Here is a 17,341-nt window from a genome sequence, read left to right as displayed (position 1 = left end):
TCAAAACGCAAAAAAGGGGTGACAATCAAATGGATGCCTTAAGATTTATCGCCAAGCGCCTGTTGTTGATGATTCCAATATTGATCGGGATCAGCATACTGACTTTTGCCATTTCAAATACGATTCCCGGAGATCCAGCCCGGTTAATATTAGGGCCAAAAGCCACTCCGGAAGGACTGGAAGCGCTACGGGAGGATATGGGATTGAATGATCCGCTCTATGTCCAATATGGCCGTTATATGGCAGGGATTTTTCAGGGAGATCTTGGAGAAAGCACCTATTCCCAGAGGCCGGTTGCGGATGACTTGATCCGCTATTCACCGGCTACATTCGAACTGACAATTTTCGCAATGGTCATCACGCTGTTGATCGGTATTCCATTCGGCATTATCAGTGCCAGCAGAAAAGATAAAATCGCTGATCAATTCACCAGGATATTCGCCTTGCTGGGGGTGGCCATGCCGGCATTCTGGCTCGGCTTATTATTGCTCTTGTTTTTCTATTTGAGACTTGGAGTTTTCCCGGGGTCGGGCAGGCTGGATAATGGCATGTCGCCTCCGGACTATATCACCGGAATGTACACCGTGGATGCTTTATTGACTGGGAACTGGCCAGTATTTATCTCGGCAGTCATGCATTTGGTGCTGCCCGGCATCACGCTTTCAGCTGTCACGGTCGGAATGATCACCCGGATGACACGCTCGAGTATGCTGACAGTGCTGCAAAGTGACTATATCCGCACCGCCTATGCTAAAGGGGCTCCAGAAAATCGGGTGCTGTATGGCCATGCTTTGCGCAACGGGGTTATGCCGGTTATCACTTTGCTAGGGATGGCTTTTGGCCATGCTTTGGGAGGCAGTGTATTGGTGGAAGCGGTATTCTCTTGGCCGGGACTCGGACAATATGCGGTCAATGCCATCAATTACCTGGATTTTCCGGCAGTTATGGGAGTGACACTGTTAATTGCCATCATGTTCATTTTAGTCAATCTGATTGTCGATACGATGTATTTCTTCATTGATCCGCGTTTGAAACACAATTGAGGAGGTGGCCGGATTGGTGCGTAGAGTTGTAAGCAGCCCGCTGACTGTATTGGGGCTTGTCATTGTTTTAATCATCATAGTGTCAGCCATATTTGCGCCGGCAATCGCCACCCATAGCCCTACTGAAGTCGACTTGCTGAGTAAATTGGAAGCGCCGAGTGGGGAACATTACTTTGGTACGGACGAAGTCGGGCGGGATATTTTCAGCCGGATTGTTTACGGCACAAGGATTTCTTTACGCATTGGGCTATTGGTAGTATTAATCTCTTTCCCGATTGGAACCATTCTCGGAGCGATTGCGGGTTATATCGGAGGGCGGGTGGACCAGATCATCATGCGGATTACGGATATATTCCTGTCGTTTCCCGGCATTATTCTGGCAATGTCCATCGCAGCAGCGCTTGGGCCGTCAATTGAGAACGTCATGCTGGCTCTAGCAGCCACTTGGTGGCCTTGGTATACAAGGATTGTCCGTTCATCGGTTCTCTCCATAAAACATTCGGAGTTTATTGAAGCTTCGCGTGCGCTAGGTGCTAATCCGTTCCGGATTTTGTTCAAGGAAATCATTCCGAATTCTATTGCGCCTGCTACTATACAGGCTTCGCTCGATTTAGGTTTTGTGATTTTGTCTGCAGCCGGTTTGAGTTTCATCGGCCTTGGTGCACAGCCGCCGTCTCCGGAATGGGGGGCAATGTTATCAAACAGCCGAGAAATATTGCGGGAAGCTTGGTGGGCGGCGACTTTCCCAGGCATCGCCATCCTTCTCACCGTTTTGGGTTTCAACCTGCTCGGAGACGGGCTCAACGATGTAATGGATCCGAAGCAGCGTTAATCCGTTTTAGGATGAATTGATCGAAAGGAGGGCTGAGGTTGAGAGCGGACGGTATCTTATGGAATGGCCAGTATAAAAAATAAGGGGGAAATACAATGAATTTTAAAAGCCGATGGTCAAAACTGCTATTGTTCTTCGTCATTGCCATATTAGCTCTTGCCGGATGCCAGAATTACAGCGAAGATGCCGAAAGTACCGATTCGCCTGATGCTACGGACCCGGCAGCATCCAATGAGAACTTTGATGAAAATGTCTTTAATTTTGCGACCAACCAAGATATACCGCTTTTAGACCCTCATGGCCAAGCAGCGAATACAACTTTCCGTGTCATTTACATGATGTATGACCGTCTGGTAACGTATGACGGAACTTCAACAGAACCGCAGCCAATGCTTGCAGAAAGCTGGGACGTTTCAGAAGATGGCATGGAATATACATTCCATTTGGTCAAAGATGCCAAGTTCCACGATGGATCCCCTGTAACAGCTGAAGCTGTACAGTATTCTTTTACGCGGGCAATTGACGTCGGGAAATCGGCAGCAGGTATTTTCAGCAAAGTCATTGATAAAAACAGTTTTGAAATTATCGATGACCATACCATTAAGATCACGTTAAAAGAACCATTTGCGCCGTTCATCAGCACCTTAGGAACTGCTTTTGCCAATATCATCAATCCGGCTTTGGAAGAAAACCACGGAGATGATTTGGGAGAAAGCTTCCTCGCTGAAGCTGAAATGGGCTCTGGCCCTTATATCCTGGATAGTTGGGACCGAGGCGAAACCTTGGTGATGAAAGCGAATCCGGATTACTGGGGAGAAAAGCCGACGATGGAGACGGTCAATATCCGTTTTGTCTCCGAAGCATCCACAGCACGCCTGATGCTTGAAAAAGGTGAAATTGATTTGATCGACAATACGATGGTCTCACCGGAAGTGCTGGGACAAATGGAAGGCACTGATGGAATTGAAGTCGTGAAGGCGACCGGATTCCAAATCGACTACATGCCGATGAATATTGAAAGCGGTCCGCTTGCAGATGTGAAAGTCCGTCAAGCCATTGCCCATAGCATCAACTATGATGCATTGCTTGAAAGCGTCTATTTAGGAAATGCGGAACGAATCGTAGGAGCGGTGCCAAAAGGCATGTTCGGTTTTAGCCCGGATGCAAAACTTTACGAGTATGACTTAGATAAAGCAAAAGCGTTATTAAAGGAAGCTGGACAAGCTGAAGGGCTGACACTCGAAATCGCCATTTCTGAAGATGATGAAGTCCGAAGCAACACGGCGCTTTTGCTGCAGTCGGATCTTGAAAAAGTAGGTGTTACATTAAACATCAAGACATACGCATGGCCGACTTTCCTAGATCTTGTGACAAGCGGCAAACACGATTTCGGTCTAGTTTCATGGACGCCGGACTATCCGGATCCAGATTACAACTTATGGTATTTCGCACATTCATCCAGTAAAGGCCCTGGATTCAACCTAGCTTTCTATGAAAATCCGGAAGTGGATGCTTTGCTGGAAGAAGCCAGAACGAGCACAGATGAAGCTTTGCGTGAAAACAATTACAAAGAGATCCAAAACACCATGGCAGAAGAAGTTCCATATATCTTCGTTGCTCAACCGCAGATTCAAGCTCCAGTAAGAAGCTGGGTAAAAGGTTATGAGCTGAATCCAATGAACACGTGGTATGTGCCATTCCACAAAATCACAAAAGAAGAATAAAACAATAAAGAGGGAGCGGCTGCGATTTTGCAGCTGCATCCCACTTTTTTTAGAGAAAGCGCTTTTACGGTTGAAAATTTCTGAACGGAGGATGGTATGGATGAGCAAAAGCTGGAGAATTGCGAATTTATCTGTTGCTGAAGGACAAAAAGAAAAAGGGTATTTAGAGTTGCCGACCATTGCCGAAAAGCTGCCGGCATTTCTGGTCAATGGCATAGCAGAAGGACCGAAAGTATTGGTATTAGGCGGGATTCATGGCTGTGAATATACATCCATTGATGCAGCGCAAAAAGTTGGCGCTTCCATCACTCCAGCTGAAGTCAAAGGGAAAATAATAGTGTTGCCGATCGCCAATCCGGCTTCGTTTTATGCTCGCAGCATCTATGTGCATCCAGGAGACCAGAAAAACCTGAACCGGGTGTTTCCAGGAAAAAAAGAAGGGACAGATGCCGAACGGTTGGCTTATTGGCTGAATGAGTCTGTGTTTAAAGAAGTGGATTACATCATTGACCTTCATGGAGGAGATATGATTGAAGCTTTAGTGCCATTCACCATTTACCATGTAACCGAAGACGAAGAGGTTTTAAACTCTTCCAAAGAAATCGCTTCTCTTTTTGACATCGAATACGTTATCGGAAGCAAAGGGCAAGTGCCGGGTTCTACATATGGCTGTGCTGCCGAGCAAGGGATTCCGGCCATTATTGCCGAAGCAGGGCAGCAAGGAATCATGAGCGAGGAACATTCGCTTCTTCTGCAAAAAGGTGTGAAAAATATTTTAATTTCTCTCGGACTATTGGAAGGCGAAGCAGAAAAAAGCGACTCCACCTTTCTTTCGGTATTTGATTGGTATCGATCGGACAAGAAAGGGCTTTGGTATCCCGCTGTACAGATAGGGGATGCCGTAGCCAAAGGCCAAGTTCTGGGCAAGCTGGCGAACGAATTCGGGGATACGATCAAAGAAGTTGTCTCCCACACAGAAGGCACCGTGTTATTTCTGGTCAGCTCATTGGCAATTAATGATACAGATCCTTTGCTTGCAGTGGGGGCATAGCACATGGAAAAATTATTGAACCAATCCATTACAGAAATCGCAGAACTCTACCGTAAAAAAGAAGTATCACCTGTTGAAGTGGCCAAGGGCGCATTCGAACAGCAGCGGCGGCTCGAACCGGAACTCAATGCTTTTATTACACTATTGGAAACAGATGCTTATCAACAGGCACAGGAAGCGGAAAAAAAGTTTTTGAAGGGTGACAAAGTTCATCTATTAACTGGAATTCCATACTCCGCAAAAGACCTGTTTTACACGAAAGGCATCTTAACGACATGCGCATCAAATGTCTTGAAAGATTTTAAGCCGGATTTTTCTGCCACAGCCATCGAGAAACTTTCACGTAACGGAAGTGTCTTGATCGGCAAGACAAATATGCTGGAATTCGCATATGGCATCGTCCATCCGGATTTCGGAAAAACGAATAACCCATGGGATACTGCCAAGACTTCTGGGGGTTCGTCGAGTGGATCAGCAGCAGCGGTGGCAAGCGGAATCGGTTATTTCTCGCTCGGCACGGATACCGGAGGATCCATCCGTATCCCTGCTTCCTACTGTGGAACCGTTGGATTGAAACCGACTCGCGGGCTCGTCAGTTCACATGGTGTTTTTCCGCTGTCGTGGTCGCTCGACCATGCCGGACCGATTACAAGAACGGTAAAAGATGCCGCTATTGTACTTGAGGCGATAGCGGGCTATGACCCGAAAGACTCTTATTCGAGAGCTGAAAGCGTTGGCCGATATTCAATAGGAGAGTTTGGAAAGAATTTTGGAGAAAAGCGGGTGGGTATCCTTTCTGAAAAAAGTTTAAGTGGATTAAAGCCGGACGTGAAGCGGGTCTATGACGATACATTAAAGCAAATCCAGTCACTCGGCTGGGAGCTGAAGGAAATTGATATTGCCGATTGGGAGCGGACAGAAGATATTATCATGAATGTCCTTCTGCCGGAAGCAGCGCAAATCCACCAGGACTGGTTTGGCCGGCAAAATGACTACGCACCATTGACCTATCAGCAAATTGCTCTTGGAATGGAACATAAAGCAGTCGATTATTTAAATGGGTTGAGGGACCTTAAAAGGTTTACAGCAAGCGTTTCAAAGTTATTCGAAGAAGTTGATTTGTTGGTGACGCCGACCGTGGCGTTTGAAGCACCTGAAGAAGATCCGGTAATTGGCAGCGAAGAGTTGGATGAAATGCAGTTTACAGGACCATTCAATATTTCGGGGCATCCGGCACTGACATTGAATATGGGATTTGCGGAAAATGGTCTGCCCATCGGAATGCAGCTGATTGCGCCGCATTTTCAGGACAGGGAACTGCTTGAGTCGGCTTACGCACTCGAACAAACAAGGGAAATGAAGTTCCCGCCGATTGTTACCGGATAGGAGGAATTGAATCGATGCCTGATCTATTGGATTACTTGAAAGGCCAACAGCTAGAAATGGAGTCTGCACTTCAGAAATTAGTTGAGGCAGAGTCTCCTTCAAAAAATAAGCCCCTCGCCGATCAATGCGGGATAGTACTTAAAGAATTGTTTGAAGAAATAGTCGGCGGCACTGCAGAAACCATTGTAAAAGAAGAAGTGGGCAATCAATACCGTTTCACTTACGGAAGCGGGGCGGAACAGATTTTGATCATCGGCCATTACGATACCGTATGGGATCAGGGTGCTTTGCCTCTTCGCAAAGAAGAAGGCGTATTGTATGGACCTGGCGTTTTTGACATGAAAGGCGGTTTGGTAATTGTCCTTTGGGCGCTTCGCGCATTAAAGCACGTTGGAGAAGAAGGGAAAAGAAAGGTCGTGTTTCTTGTAACTTCTGATGAAGAAATCGGAAGTGCCCAATCGCGGGGCTTGATAGAAGAAGAAGCCAAAAAGAGTGCCTTAGTGCTAGTGCCGGAATCCAGCATTTCCACTACCGGAGCGGTCAAGACATCTCGTAAAGGAATCGGGATTTTTAAAATAAGCGTCCGGGGGAAACCTGTCCATGCCGGCATTAATCCATGGGCAGGCGCAAGCGCCATCGACGAACTGGTGATGCAGCTTGCGGAACTAAAAAAATTGGATAATCAAGAGGAAAACATCTCGATCAATATTGGCACTGTTTCAGGCGGTGGCCGGACGAATGTAGTAGCTGCTTTTGCAGAAGCTGATATTGACTTGCGTTTCCGGAATACTGCGCAAGGCGAACGGCTGAAATCCGTTATCTTGAACCGGACATCATTCATTGAAGGAACCGAAGTGGAAGTGACAGGGGATATCAATCGCTATCCAATGGAGCAAACAGATGCAGTCATGGAACTTTATCAGCAATTAAAAGAAATAGCAGCCGGCCACGGATATGAGTTGGAGCATGGCAATTCGGGCGGCGCAAGTGATGGGAATTTGACGGCTGCGATTGGAATTCCGACGATTGACGGCCTCGGTCCGGTTGGTGACGGAGCTCACGCGGAGAATGAACATGTAATTCTTGAAAATCTGCCTTACCGGTCAGCCTTGCTTGCGGAATTGATCAAACGCCACATGAATTGAAAGGGAGAGTATCGCTTATGGACATGATGACAATGAATTTAAGGGAATTTGAAGCCACCCAAAAAAAGATGAACACAGTGCTGTTGCCGATTGGCATGATTGAAGCGCATGGTCCGCATTGTGCACTGGGCACAGATGTCCTGATTCCGCGGGAATTTGTCCGGCGCCTGGAAGAAATCGCTGGCGATAAAATTCTGATGGCTCCCGAAGTGGCATATGGACATTCATGGGGACTTGCCCCGTTTGCTGGAACGATTGATGTGTCTGCGCAAGCTTTTTCAAATTATGTTTTCGAAATTTGCCATGGCTTTTACCAAAACGGTTTTGAAAACATCATTCTATTCAATGGCCATGGAGGCAATAATTCGAGTCTGGATGTCGTGACAGAAAAATTGGCGGATATAGGGGTTCGGAGCCTGACCATCAATTGGTTTATCGATTACCGGGAAGACATTAAACGGATTACGCCGGATCCAGGCCATGCCGGGGAAGACGAAACCTCACTGGTTTTGGCAATCGATGAAAACTATGCCTTTACGAAAGGGGTCGGCAGCCACGAAATTTCGCTTCCGAAGCGCTTCAGGTTCAAAGATGGGGGAGCGGTGCTGTATCCAGAGGCTTTTTCAGGCAATGCGGAAGCAGCGACCGTTCAAAAAGGCGAGCAATTATATGAGCTGTTGACTGGGTTGATTTTGAAAGATATCGAAATGTTGTGGGAGCTTGAGCGACAACAAAGGGGGACGATAAAATGACGTTACGTTGGACTTCTGAACCGGTGGGCGAAGCAATTGTCGACATCGTATTAAGTTTGAATGAGCAGACCCAAAAGATGTACAGCCAGGAAGTGGCTACAGCCAGCTACAGCGACATCAAGCCGACGCTTAACAGCTTGCAGGAAATCAGCCGCAAAATAGAAGAAGTGGATCATGAACTTAAAGGGCTGGAAGGGCATCCAGGGAGATACCTTCGCTCGATGGCCAATGCCTATCGCTATTTTTGCCGGAGTTTGCAGGGAGATGATTTGCCGTATTCCGAGTACATTGCGAATATTCAGGAACTTCCTGTAGCACAGATTGGACCGGAAACTATATCGAAACAAAAAGAACTGGTCGAGCAAGGCTTGGCCGATCTTGGATATAAAGGTACATTAAAGGAAAAAGCGGAAAAATGGCTTGAAGAGACATTGATTCCACCTGAAAAAGTGGTGGAGGTGGCTGAGTCAATGAAGGAGAAAAGTAAAGCGGGTACATTGGAGCGGATTATCGGGCTGCCGGAAGAAGACGGAATTGATTCCATTAAGCCGATTACCGGGGTTTTCTGGAGCGGATATTCAAAATACACCGGAAATTACCGCGGCAATTTGACGTTTAACATCGACCGGCCTTGGACAGAACCAGTGCTTGCCCAGATTATGACTCACGAAGGATACCCGGGGCATCAGGCATTTTATTGCCGGTGGGATTATTTGTACAAGCAAGGCAAATTGCCGATTGAAGCTTCGTACTACTTGATCAATTCACCGACGAATGCACTGTTCGAGGGCGGTCCGGAAAGTGCCCTTCATTTTCTGGGATGGGACCGGGATGAAGAGGAGACGGAAGACATCGCGTGGCCTCAAAAGCAGCACTACAAATTGGCGCGCGACTGGATTGATATGCAGCGGATGGCCATGACGAATGCCTGCTGCGCTTTCAATAATGGAGAAATGGATAAAGAAGAAGCCATCCACTATATGATGGACACCGGCCTTATGAGTGCCATTGAAGCGAAAAATTGCCATCGCTTTTTCTCGGATCCGATTCAGAAAACGTATTACCCCTCTTATTATTATGGACGCTGGATGGTCGGAAAAGCTTACGATGCAGTGGCGAAAGAAAAGCGAGCAGACTTTTTCAAGATTTTATACGATACTCCGCATACTACAAATACGTTCATTGATGCAGTCAGCGGTTTAACGGGAACTCAATTCCAGCCGTTTGAACAGGTGAAAACCGGCAAGGAAGACTTTGTCTTATAAAGAACATCTCCATCAATGAATGTTTTAAAAAGGGGGATTCGGAATGGTCATTAAACTGGAGGAACCTCACTTGAAGCTGGTTGAAGCGGTATCGGCAGACCGGCTGATGGCTTTTACAGAACGCTTGTCCGCGGAAGTAAGATTGTCGGGTTCGGAAGAAGAACTCCGCGCCTTTCAATATGCTAAAGAAAAAATGGATGAATTTGGTGTGGAAACAGAATTGAGTTTTCATAAAGGCTTAATCAGCTTGCCGGTAGAAGCCGAATTGACCGTTAAAGGTGAGAATCTCGTATGTATAACACATTCTATGTCCGTGTCGACAGGAGAAGAAGGCATAAACGGAGAACTTCTTTATGTGAAGGAACTGCAAGGCATCCTTTCTTCGGAAGGAAAAATCATTCTGACGGAAGGAATTGCCACGCCGGGCGCTGTGGAAATAGCTGAAAAGAGCGGTGCGCTGGCAGCCATTTTCATCAATGGGCCATGGACTCATGAGATGACCGTCTCCAGGGTCTGGGGCAACCCGACACCTGAGACACGAAAGGAATTTCCGTCAATTCCGGTAATTTCGGTCGCTGAACATGAAGGGAATCGTTTGAAAATTTTACTCGAAGCGGCTTCCGAAGACTTAGAGGCTTGGCTAAAAACAGTAGTTGATACGGGGTGGCGCCCCATTCCTACTTTGGTTGCTGAGATTAAAGGAGAAGTTGAGCCGGAAAAGTTTATCCTGTTTAGCGGACACATTGATTCCTGGCATTACGGAGCCATGGATAACGCTGGTGCCAATGCCACGATGCTTGAAGTGGCCCGGCTGATAAAAGAACAGCAGCTTCCGCTTAGAAGAAGTTTGCGGATTGTGTTCTGGTCAGGGCATTCACATGGCCGCTATTCAGGATCGACGCATTACTGCGACAGCCATTGGGAAGACATTCATGAAAATTGCCTGTTGCACGTTTACATCGATTCGGTCGGCGGAAAAGGTGCTGTAATTCTTGGGGAAAGCAATTGCATGGCAGAAACCAAAGTGTATGGCGGCTCATTTGTTGAAGCGTTGACAGGCGAAAAATTTATCGGTAAACGATTCGGGCGCGGCGGAGACCAGTCATTTTGGGGAGCGGGCGTTCCGGCCTTGTTTATGGGGCTGTCGGAGCAGCCATTAAGCGATGACTTAGCTTCCCGCACATTGGTAAAGCTATTTGGCGGTGTGAAATCAGGAGGGTTTGGCTGGTGGTGGCATACGACGGAAGATACACTCGACAAACTGGATAAAGAAAATTTGCGCCGGGACTGCCAGGTGTATATCTCAGTTATCTACGACGCCTGTTCTCGAAAAGTGATGCCTTTAAACCATGCAGAAGGGGTGCGGGAACTCAAAAGTGCACTGGAAGGCTATGCGGAAATTGCAGGCAACCGCCTGGATTTCCGTAAAGCCTTAGAGAGAGCGCAAACACTTGAAAAGCTGGGAGAAGAAATTAACCAGATTGTGTTAGAAACGGATTGGCCAGATGAGGATGCCAAAAGCATAAATCAGCAAATGCTGGAAATTTCTCATCAGCTCATACCACTCAATTATGTCAGCGGCGATGTTTACGATCAGGATCTGGCAATGAATCAGCCGGTGCTGCCGTTATTAAAAGACGTCATTTTGCTGGCAGAAACGCCACCTGGAAGTGACGCGGAACTTGAGTGGCAGACCATCCTTAAAAGAAGGCTGAACAAAGTGGAATACGGACTTCTGCAAGCTATAAAAACTGCACAATTGTTGGTGAATTATTAAGGAGGATGGACAATGTCTACTGTTGAAGGAAAAGTGATCATCATCACCGGGGCCTCAAGCGGAATCGGGGAAGCGACGGCCAAAAAGTTCGCACGCGAAGGCGGCAAAGTGGTGCTTGCGGCAAGGCGGGAAGACCGGCTGCAAACGCTGAAAGAAGCGATTGAGCAGGAAGGCGGAGAAGCGGTCATCAAAGTGACGGATGTCACGTCTTATCCTGAAGTGGAAGAGCTGGCGGAGTTTGCGATCGATACATACGGCCAAATCGATGTCATGTTCAACAACGCGGGGCTGATGCCTTTGTCATTTATGGACAAATTGAAAATAGACGAATGGGACCGCATGGTTGATGTGAACGTCAAAGGCGTCCTGTACGGCATTGCGGCAGTCCTGCCGCATATGCAGGAACGCAACAGCGGCCACATCATTACAACGTCATCAGTCGCCGGGCACAATGTATTTCCTTCCGGAACGGTCTACTCCGGCACAAAATTTGCGGCACGGATTTTCATGGAAGGTTTGAGCAAAGAACTTGCGCAGACGAATATCAAAACGACCAGCATTTCACCGGGCGTTGTCCAGACGGAACTGGCTTCGTTCATTACCGACCCGGATATCAAGCCGCGTTTCGAAGACCCGAATATGCCGTCGCTGACGAGCGAAGATGTGGCGAACGCCGTTTATTATGCAGCTTCCCAGCCGGACGGCGTGGCAGTCAATGAAATCATCGTCCGCCCGACCAATCAGGGATAAAGCGTGAAAGGAGAGACTTCGGTTTCTCCTTTTTTTATTGCCCTGATAAAGGTGCACAGCGGATGGGTGAGGCGGCGGAAATAACGGGTATAGGAAACGATAAACAGAGTCACATCAGCAAAGGAGAGAAACCTATGAAAAAGCTTGGCATGATCGGCGGCACTGGGCCGGAAGCTACCGTGGATTACTATCAATCCATCATTGCGAAATATCAGGAAAAGACAGGAGATCCGGAAAGTTTGCCCGAATTCCTGATCAATAGCATCAATATGTATAAGATTTTCGATTTACTGGAAAATGAAAAAACGGAAGAACTGGCTGATTATTTGGCACTGTCCGTGCTTGCTCTTGAAAAAGGGGGAGCGGATTTCGCGGTGTTGAGCGCGAATACAGCACATATCGTATTTGATGACGTTCAGCAAAAAGTCGATATCCCGTTGATTAGTATTGTAGAAGAAAGCGTTCGTGCGGCAGAGAAAATGAAGCTTAAAAAGCTAGGTCTCTTAGGCACTAAATTTACGATGGAAAATGATTTTTTCCAGAAGGTGTTTACCGCGAGGCAAAAAGAACTTGTGGTCCCGACTCAGGAAGAGCAGAATTTTATGCATCAAAAAATCGTTGATGAACTGGAAAAAGGCATTGTCAACGAGGAGACAAAAGAAGCTTTTCTGAAAATCGTCGCTAGGATGATCGAACAGGACGGCATTGAAGGAGTCATTCTCGGCTGTACAGAACTTCCGATGCTGATCAAACCGGGTGATTCTGTGATTCCGCAGCTGAACACAACGGAAATTCATGTTGAAGCGATTGTAGCAGCCATGCTGGAAAAGTAAAGTTCATCAAGCTGTTTGCTTGCTGATAGAATGGTGTAACCTTTTATTTCCTGAAGTCGCCTACTCGATGAAAAGGGAAAGAAAAGACCGGAGGCAGAGCCATGAAAAGACTAATACTTTTAGTGATGGCAGGAATGGCTTTAGCCGCTTGCCAATCAAACACGGTCATCGATTGGGTGGATTTTATTCAATTTGATGGCAAGCATTATACGGCAGCCGATACAGCTGTTCTCAGCGAAAAGAACGGAGTTGGGAGGAAGTTGGGAGAAGTAAGTTTTAAAGTGGCGGATAACATCAACAACCCCAGTTACCAAGTTAAAAACGGCGATGCGGCTTTTTGGGAAAAAGGCACAGCCCTATATGAAGTCAAGAAATTGGCGGACTTTCTGGCGGTAAAGGACGAGCAAGAAGTGAATGGCTATCGCCTGTACCTGGCAGAAGAAGAGGAGGAAGATTTTCCTCACCATTTCAAAGACGTGGAGTTGGACCGAGTGAAGGCGATTGAATTTTACACCGGAGAACAAACCCCGGAATTGCTGAACCGCATCACAAAAGGAGAGCTGGAAAAATTCAAAGAATTGCTGACTAAGGATGTTGAACCGAAAGCCCAGAACGCCAACCGGCCGGACCCGGAACTGTATCGGATGATCCTTTACACCGATGAGCCGTTTGCCCATGCATTTTACCTTTACAACGAAAACGGGCAATGGCTGTGGTATCCATGGGACGAGGAATTGCTGCCTGATGCCGTCGGAAAGTTCGTCCAGCCGTAAACTTGAGCATCCTTAGCTCCGGCGAGAGCAGATAGGTTGATGGAAAAAACGCCAGCCCTTACACTGAACAAGTACCATCAAGAGCAATCAAGGGAGGTTTGAAAATGGTTAAATCAATCAAAACAGAAGAATACAACACGTTTGTGAAAAACGCCAACAAACCGGTCGTTCTCGATTTCACTGCCGACTGGTGACCAAGCTGCCGTTTCTTGGGGCCGGTGGTCTCAAACGTAGCTGAACAACTCGATTCAGTCCATTTTTACAAAGTGGATGTGGATGAAGCGCCGGAACTTGCCCGGCAATTCGGTGTCCAAAGCATTCCAACTTTGATCTTGATAAAAGACGGCGAAGAAGCAAACCGTTCAGTCGGATTTATCCCGGATGACGCTGTAAAAGAATTCGCGCAGTCGTAGCATGAAAAAACAGGATTCCTCTAATAGGGAATCCTGTTTTTTATTTTTATTTATTTGGCAGGCCTTTGAACCCGTATCCCTGTTCCCGGATTGCCCGGATCAGGTCCGGCAGGAGATCGGCAGTGTGCTGGAGTTCATGGAGCAGGATGATCGCGCCGTCTTCGAGATTGTCCCGGACGGTGCAGACCACTTGCTGCGGATTGTTCTGCAGCTCCCAGTCCATCGAAGCCACTCGCCACATGACCGGCTTGACGTCTAGCGCTTCCGCTGCCCGCAAGGTATCGGCGTTAAACTGGCCGAACGGCGGGCGGAAATACGTGACTTTCGCACCCGTCACTTGTTCGATTTTTTCGATGCTGTTTTTAATATCTTTGTATTGTTTTTCGAAAGGCAGATTCACCAAATTGGAATGTTTAACGGTATGTGAACCGATTTGGTGCCCTTCTTCCAATACGCGTTTCCACGGCCGTTCGGGATGCAATAGGCGCGTTTGCCAAAAGAAAGCGGCAGGGACGTTTTCCTGTTTCAGCACATCCAGAATCTGTGGCAGTACGCGGCTTGGACCGTCATCAAATGTCAGGATTACAGATTTTTCGCCTGGAACGCTGGTTAAAATATCGGGGTTGGAAGAGCCGTACACGACTCTGGAACTGTCCACTGCTCAAGGGCTTTTGATCATGCCGATCCTCTCCTTATCCGTTCAGATTTCCGAACCGAAGTAATATTCCTGGGACTGCGATTCGTACGTTTCCTGGTATTCCGCTTCTGTAAAGTCTTTCGGCAGTCCGTCGTAAATGACTTTGCCGTCTTTCAACGCGATGATGCGGGTGGCATAGCGCTTTGCCAGATCAATATCGTGCACATTGATGATGGTCAGCAAACCGAGCCGCTCGTGCATTTCTTTCAGCAAAGTGAAAATCCGGTTGGAAGTGCCGGGATCGAGACTGGCGACCGGTTCATCGCCAAGCAGCACACACGGTTTTTGGACCATGGCCCGGGCGATGCCGACACGCTGTTTTTGCCCGCCGCTCAGCTGTTCCACCCGGCGGTCCATCATTTCAGAAAGGCCGACTTCCGCGATGACGCTTTTGGCGAAAGCCAGTTCTTCCGCGGAAAACCAGCCGACCAGGTTTTTGAATGACGGACGGTAGCCGAATGTGCCGGTCAATACGTTCTGCAGCACACTAAGCCGGGGAATCAAATTGAAATGCTGAAAAATCATACCCATTTCCCGTCTAATTTTCCGCAATTGGTTTTCACTGGCATTCGTGATCGTCTTGCCGTTCAAATGGATTTCTCCGGATGTCGGTTTCTGCAGACCGTTGATGCAGCGGATAAAGGTGGATTTTCCGGCGCCGCTTTTGCCGAGCACGCAGATAAAATCGCCTTTTTGAAGCGACAGATTCACATCCGAAAGAGATTCCACCGTGTTGCCTTCGTAAAGGACAGAGAGGTTATTGATTTCAATCATTGAGCCGGCCTCCTTCATATAATCCGCTTCCGGATATAGCTGGCAAAAAAGTCGATGATGATGACCATCACCATGATAATCAGTACGTCCAGTGAAACGGACGAGTACTGGAAGGTTTTAAAGTCGTTGAACAAGCGCTGTCCGATGCCGCCGCCTCCAATAAAGCCGAGGACGAGCGAGGTCCGGATGGCCACTTCGAAGCGGTAGAAAAACTGGGACAGGACATTCGGCCAAATCTGCGGCAAAATGCTGAACAAATTGGCTACCCATGTTCTCGATCCGACTGCTTTCATCGCTTCTTGCGGGCCAGGGTCTGCTGCCTCGATCAACTCAGAGATCAACTTGCCGAATACGCCGACGTTATGGAACATGATGGCAATCACTGCCGGGAATGGCCCAAGGCCGAGCGTCGTCAGTAGGATCAAACCAAATACGATTTCCGGAATCGAGCGGACAAAACTCAGCACAATGCGCGAAGTTTGGAACAAAAACGGCGAGGGCGATGTATTGCGGGCGGCGATAAAGCTGATCGGCAGCGCGATCACAAGGCCCAGCACACTTCCGAGGAAAGCCATCGCCAATGTCTCCAGCGTGTCCTGCACCATGTCCGGCAGCAAAGAAAAGTCCATCGGGAACCACTGCGACAGGAAATCGATCATATTGCGGAAATCCTTGAATTTCGACAAATCGAATTCGGTCAGCCGCATGCTGAAGAACACCAATAGAATCAATATCGCCAATGTCAGTAGATTGCTTTTTTTAAACCACACCCATGATCAACTCTATTCTTTAATGATTCCCTGCTTGATGGCTGCTTGTTTGATGCTTTCGTAATCGGCATTGGTCGCTTCGGTAAAGCCGCTTGCGCCGAATGCATCGAGAATTTCAGGATCTTTGATTGCCAGGAACGTTTCCTGCAAAGTTTTGATAGTTTCTTCGTCCGTACTCTCTAGCACTGCCCATGGATACTGGAACAATTCTTCTGATTTCCAGATGGTTTTGAATTGGTCGCCGTCGATTTTTCCGGATTCAACCAACTGGTCGTAAATGGCGCTGTCAATCGCTCCGGCATCCACTTGTTTGTTCTGGATGGCTAAAGCTGTCGCATCATGCGAACCGGTAAAGCGCACTGAGGCGAATTTATTGTCATTTTCAGATGTATAGACGCCTTGTTCCTGCAATTCAATGGAAGGAATCAAAGAACCGGAAGTGGAGTTGATGTCGCCGAACGCGAAATCCGTTTCGCCTGCGTTTGCCACAAGGTCTTCAATGGAAGTCAATGGGCTGTCTTTATGCGTGATGATATAAGAATGGTAATACGGCACGCCGTCAATCAATTGTGTGATGATCGCTTTGGCATTGCTGTTCGCTTCGGCGATGACATAAGTCAAAGGCCCAAGATAAGCCATGTCGATCTTGTCGTAATTCATCGCTTCAACTACGCCGTTGTAGTCGGGGTAAACTTCAATCGAAACTTCACGGCCTAATTTCTCGCTTAAAAGAGTTTGAAGCTTTTTCATCGCTGTATCCATCTGGCCTTCCGTCTGCACCGGGATAACGCCGATTGTAAAGGCGTCTTTTTCCGCTTCACCGCCGGATGTTGCTTGTTCTTCTTCTGAATTGCTTCCGCATGCTGCCAAAATAACGCTCAGGCACAGCAGAAGGGCTAATAGGTTCCACTTTTTCAATGGAAACACCTCACTTATTCTATTTTTTTAATGCATTATGTAAAACAAGGACTCAAGCAGAGTCCTTGTTTTAGCTTGTAGACAAAAGGATATTTATTCGTTCGGTGGAATGAAGAGGAATCATCCGAATCGAAAACGACTCCTCCACTTCAGGCGGACGCTTTCCGCGGGCTCGCGCCGAACTAACTCGGAACTGCGTCCCGAGTGGATTTCGGCACTTCGCTATCCCGCAGGAGTCGCCGCCTTACGTTCCGGATTCTGGAATTGTGGGTAAAGAGTCGCTGTCATTCAACATGACACACCCAACCGGACTGGCCACGAGACTCCTGTGGGAGCAGTGAAAGAGCAACGCGACTGAGCGACGAGAGCTGAAGACCCCGCAGGAACGCAGTGACGAGGAGGCTGAAGCCGAGCCCGCGGAAAGCGAAGTGGCTGGTC

At 47.8% G+C, this 17,341-nt stretch carries 17 protein-coding genes; 13 read left to right on the top strand and 4 right to left on the bottom strand.

What is annotated here, in order from left to right; all coding sequences use genetic code 11:
• The first annotated feature begins 29 nt into the window (after positions 1-29).
• The 13 genes from QWY22_RS18490 (at position 30) to QWY22_RS18430 (ending at position 13,744) form a co-directional block, all read left to right on the top strand.
• Positions 30-1,043: an ABC transporter permease gene (locus tag QWY22_RS18490; protein WP_053166550.1), complete on the top strand. Its 1,014-nt coding sequence runs from the start codon at positions 30-32 to the stop codon at positions 1,041-1,043.
• A gap of 16 nt (positions 1,044-1,059) precedes the next feature.
• Positions 1,060-1,875, top strand: coding sequence for a nickel transporter permease (gene nikC, locus QWY22_RS18485; RefSeq protein WP_235525020.1), 816 nt, complete (start codon positions 1,060-1,062; stop codon positions 1,873-1,875).
• A gap of 95 nt (positions 1,876-1,970) precedes the next feature.
• The gene (locus QWY22_RS18480) at positions 1,971-3,599 is read left to right on the top strand and encodes an ABC transporter substrate-binding protein (protein WP_300982258.1); all 1,629 of its coding nucleotides are present in this window, start codon (positions 1,971-1,973) and stop codon (positions 3,597-3,599) included.
• Positions 3,600-3,699: 100 nt separating this feature from the next.
• Positions 3,700-4,650, top strand: a complete 951-nt coding sequence (locus QWY22_RS18475; RefSeq protein WP_300982257.1) for a M14 family metallopeptidase — start codon at positions 3,700-3,702, stop codon at positions 4,648-4,650.
• Between the two features lie 3 nt (positions 4,651-4,653).
• Positions 4,654-6,036: an amidase gene (locus QWY22_RS18470; RefSeq protein ID WP_300982256.1), complete on the top strand. Its 1,383-nt coding sequence runs from the start codon at positions 4,654-4,656 to the stop codon at positions 6,034-6,036.
• Positions 6,037-6,050: 14 nt separating this feature from the next.
• Complete coding sequence (locus tag QWY22_RS18465; protein ID WP_300982255.1) at positions 6,051-7,181, top strand: M20 family metallopeptidase; 1,131 nt, start codon at positions 6,051-6,053, stop codon at positions 7,179-7,181.
• Positions 7,182-7,198: 17 nt separating this feature from the next.
• Positions 7,199-7,933 carry a creatininase family protein gene (locus QWY22_RS18460; protein ID WP_300982254.1) on the top strand — a complete coding sequence of 245 codons (735 nt, stop codon included), beginning with the start codon at positions 7,199-7,201 and terminating at the stop codon, positions 7,931-7,933.
• On the top strand, positions 7,930-9,198 hold the full coding sequence (locus tag QWY22_RS18455) for a hypothetical protein (protein ID WP_300982253.1): 1,269 nt from the start codon (positions 7,930-7,932) through the stop codon (positions 9,196-9,198). The genes QWY22_RS18460 and QWY22_RS18455 overlap by 4 nt, the downstream gene beginning before the upstream one ends.
• Positions 9,199-9,241: 43 nt before the next feature.
• Positions 9,242-10,975 (top strand): M28 family peptidase, encoded by a 1,734-nt coding sequence (locus QWY22_RS18450; protein ID WP_300982252.1) that lies wholly within the window; start codon positions 9,242-9,244, stop codon positions 10,973-10,975.
• A gap of 12 nt (positions 10,976-10,987) precedes the next feature.
• Entirely contained in the window at positions 10,988-11,725 is a 738-nt protein-coding gene (locus QWY22_RS18445) for an SDR family oxidoreductase (RefSeq protein ID WP_300982251.1), read from the top strand.
• Between the two features lie 134 nt (positions 11,726-11,859).
• Entirely contained in the window at positions 11,860-12,558 is a 699-nt protein-coding gene (locus tag QWY22_RS18440) for an aspartate/glutamate racemase family protein (protein ID WP_300982250.1), read from the top strand.
• 101 nt (positions 12,559-12,659) lie between these two features.
• On the top strand, positions 12,660-13,331 hold the full coding sequence (locus QWY22_RS18435) for a hypothetical protein (RefSeq protein WP_300982249.1): 672 nt from the start codon (positions 12,660-12,662) through the stop codon (positions 13,329-13,331).
• A gap of 209 nt (positions 13,332-13,540) precedes the next feature.
• Positions 13,541-13,744 carry a thioredoxin family protein gene (locus QWY22_RS18430; protein WP_051413909.1) on the top strand — a complete coding sequence of 68 codons (204 nt, stop codon included), beginning with the start codon at positions 13,541-13,543 and terminating at the stop codon, positions 13,742-13,744.
• Positions 13,745-13,790: 46 nt separating this feature from the next.
• On the opposite strand, the gene QWY22_RS18425 is transcribed toward QWY22_RS18430, so the two are convergent.
• Genes QWY22_RS18425 through phnD form a run of 4 tightly spaced genes read right to left on the bottom strand, consistent with a single transcriptional unit; the run spans position 13,791 to position 16,903 of the window.
• Positions 13,791-14,402 carry a polysaccharide deacetylase family protein gene (locus QWY22_RS18425; RefSeq protein ID WP_300982248.1) on the bottom strand — a complete coding sequence of 204 codons (612 nt, stop codon included), beginning with the start codon at positions 14,400-14,402 and terminating at the stop codon, positions 13,791-13,793.
• A gap of 42 nt (positions 14,403-14,444) precedes the next feature.
• A complete protein-coding gene (phnC, locus tag QWY22_RS18420; protein ID WP_300982247.1) occupies positions 14,445-15,215 on the bottom strand; it encodes a phosphonate ABC transporter ATP-binding protein in 771 nt (256 codons plus the stop codon).
• 14 nt (positions 15,216-15,229) lie between these two features.
• On the bottom strand, positions 15,230-15,985 hold the full coding sequence (gene phnE / locus QWY22_RS18415) for a phosphonate ABC transporter, permease protein PhnE (protein ID WP_300982246.1): 756 nt from the start codon (positions 15,983-15,985) through the stop codon (positions 15,230-15,232).
• A 12-nt stretch (positions 15,986-15,997) separates the two neighbouring features.
• Positions 15,998-16,903, bottom strand: a complete 906-nt coding sequence (phnD, locus tag QWY22_RS18410; RefSeq protein WP_300982245.1) for a phosphate/phosphite/phosphonate ABC transporter substrate-binding protein — start codon at positions 16,901-16,903, stop codon at positions 15,998-16,000.
• Between the last annotated feature and the right edge of the window lie 438 nt (positions 16,904-17,341).

Origin of the sequence: Planococcus liqunii (genome assembly GCF_030413595.1) — a bacterium.
GTDB classification, from domain to species: domain Bacteria; phylum Bacillota; class Bacilli; order Bacillales_A; family Planococcaceae; genus Planococcus; species Planococcus liqunii.
Note: the sequence above shows the minus strand (reverse complement) of the source record. Positions and strands in the feature narration are given on the sequence as shown.

Bases quoted from the DNA above. Each gene is read 5' to 3' on its own strand.
- QWY22_RS18450 (WP_300982252.1), top strand. From the start codon at position 9,242: ATGGTCATTAAACTGGAGGAACCTCACTTGAAGCTGGTTGAAGCGGTA.
- QWY22_RS18440 (WP_300982250.1), top strand. From the start codon at position 11,860: ATGAAAAAGCTTGGCATGATCGGCGGCACTGGGCCGGAAGCTACCGTG.
- QWY22_RS18445 (WP_300982251.1), top strand. From the start codon at position 10,988: ATGTCTACTGTTGAAGGAAAAGTGATCATCATCACCGGGGCCTCAAGC.
- phnC (WP_300982247.1), bottom strand. From the start codon at position 15,215: ATGATTGAAATCAATAACCTCTCTGTCCTTTACGAAGGCAACACGGTG.
- QWY22_RS18465 (WP_300982255.1), top strand. From the start codon at position 6,051: ATGCCTGATCTATTGGATTACTTGAAAGGCCAACAGCTAGAAATGGAG.
- QWY22_RS18475 (WP_300982257.1), top strand. From the start codon at position 3,700: ATGAGCAAAAGCTGGAGAATTGCGAATTTATCTGTTGCTGAAGGACAA.
- QWY22_RS18460 (WP_300982254.1), top strand. From the start codon at position 7,199: ATGGACATGATGACAATGAATTTAAGGGAATTTGAAGCCACCCAAAAA.
- QWY22_RS18455 (WP_300982253.1), top strand. From the start codon at position 7,930: ATGACGTTACGTTGGACTTCTGAACCGGTGGGCGAAGCAATTGTCGAC.
- QWY22_RS18470 (WP_300982256.1), top strand. From the start codon at position 4,654: ATGGAAAAATTATTGAACCAATCCATTACAGAAATCGCAGAACTCTAC.
- QWY22_RS18480 (WP_300982258.1), top strand. From the start codon at position 1,971: ATGAATTTTAAAAGCCGATGGTCAAAACTGCTATTGTTCTTCGTCATT.
- QWY22_RS18435 (WP_300982249.1), top strand. From the start codon at position 12,660: ATGAAAAGACTAATACTTTTAGTGATGGCAGGAATGGCTTTAGCCGCT.
- QWY22_RS18490 (WP_053166550.1), top strand. From the start codon at position 30: ATGGATGCCTTAAGATTTATCGCCAAGCGCCTGTTGTTGATGATTCCA.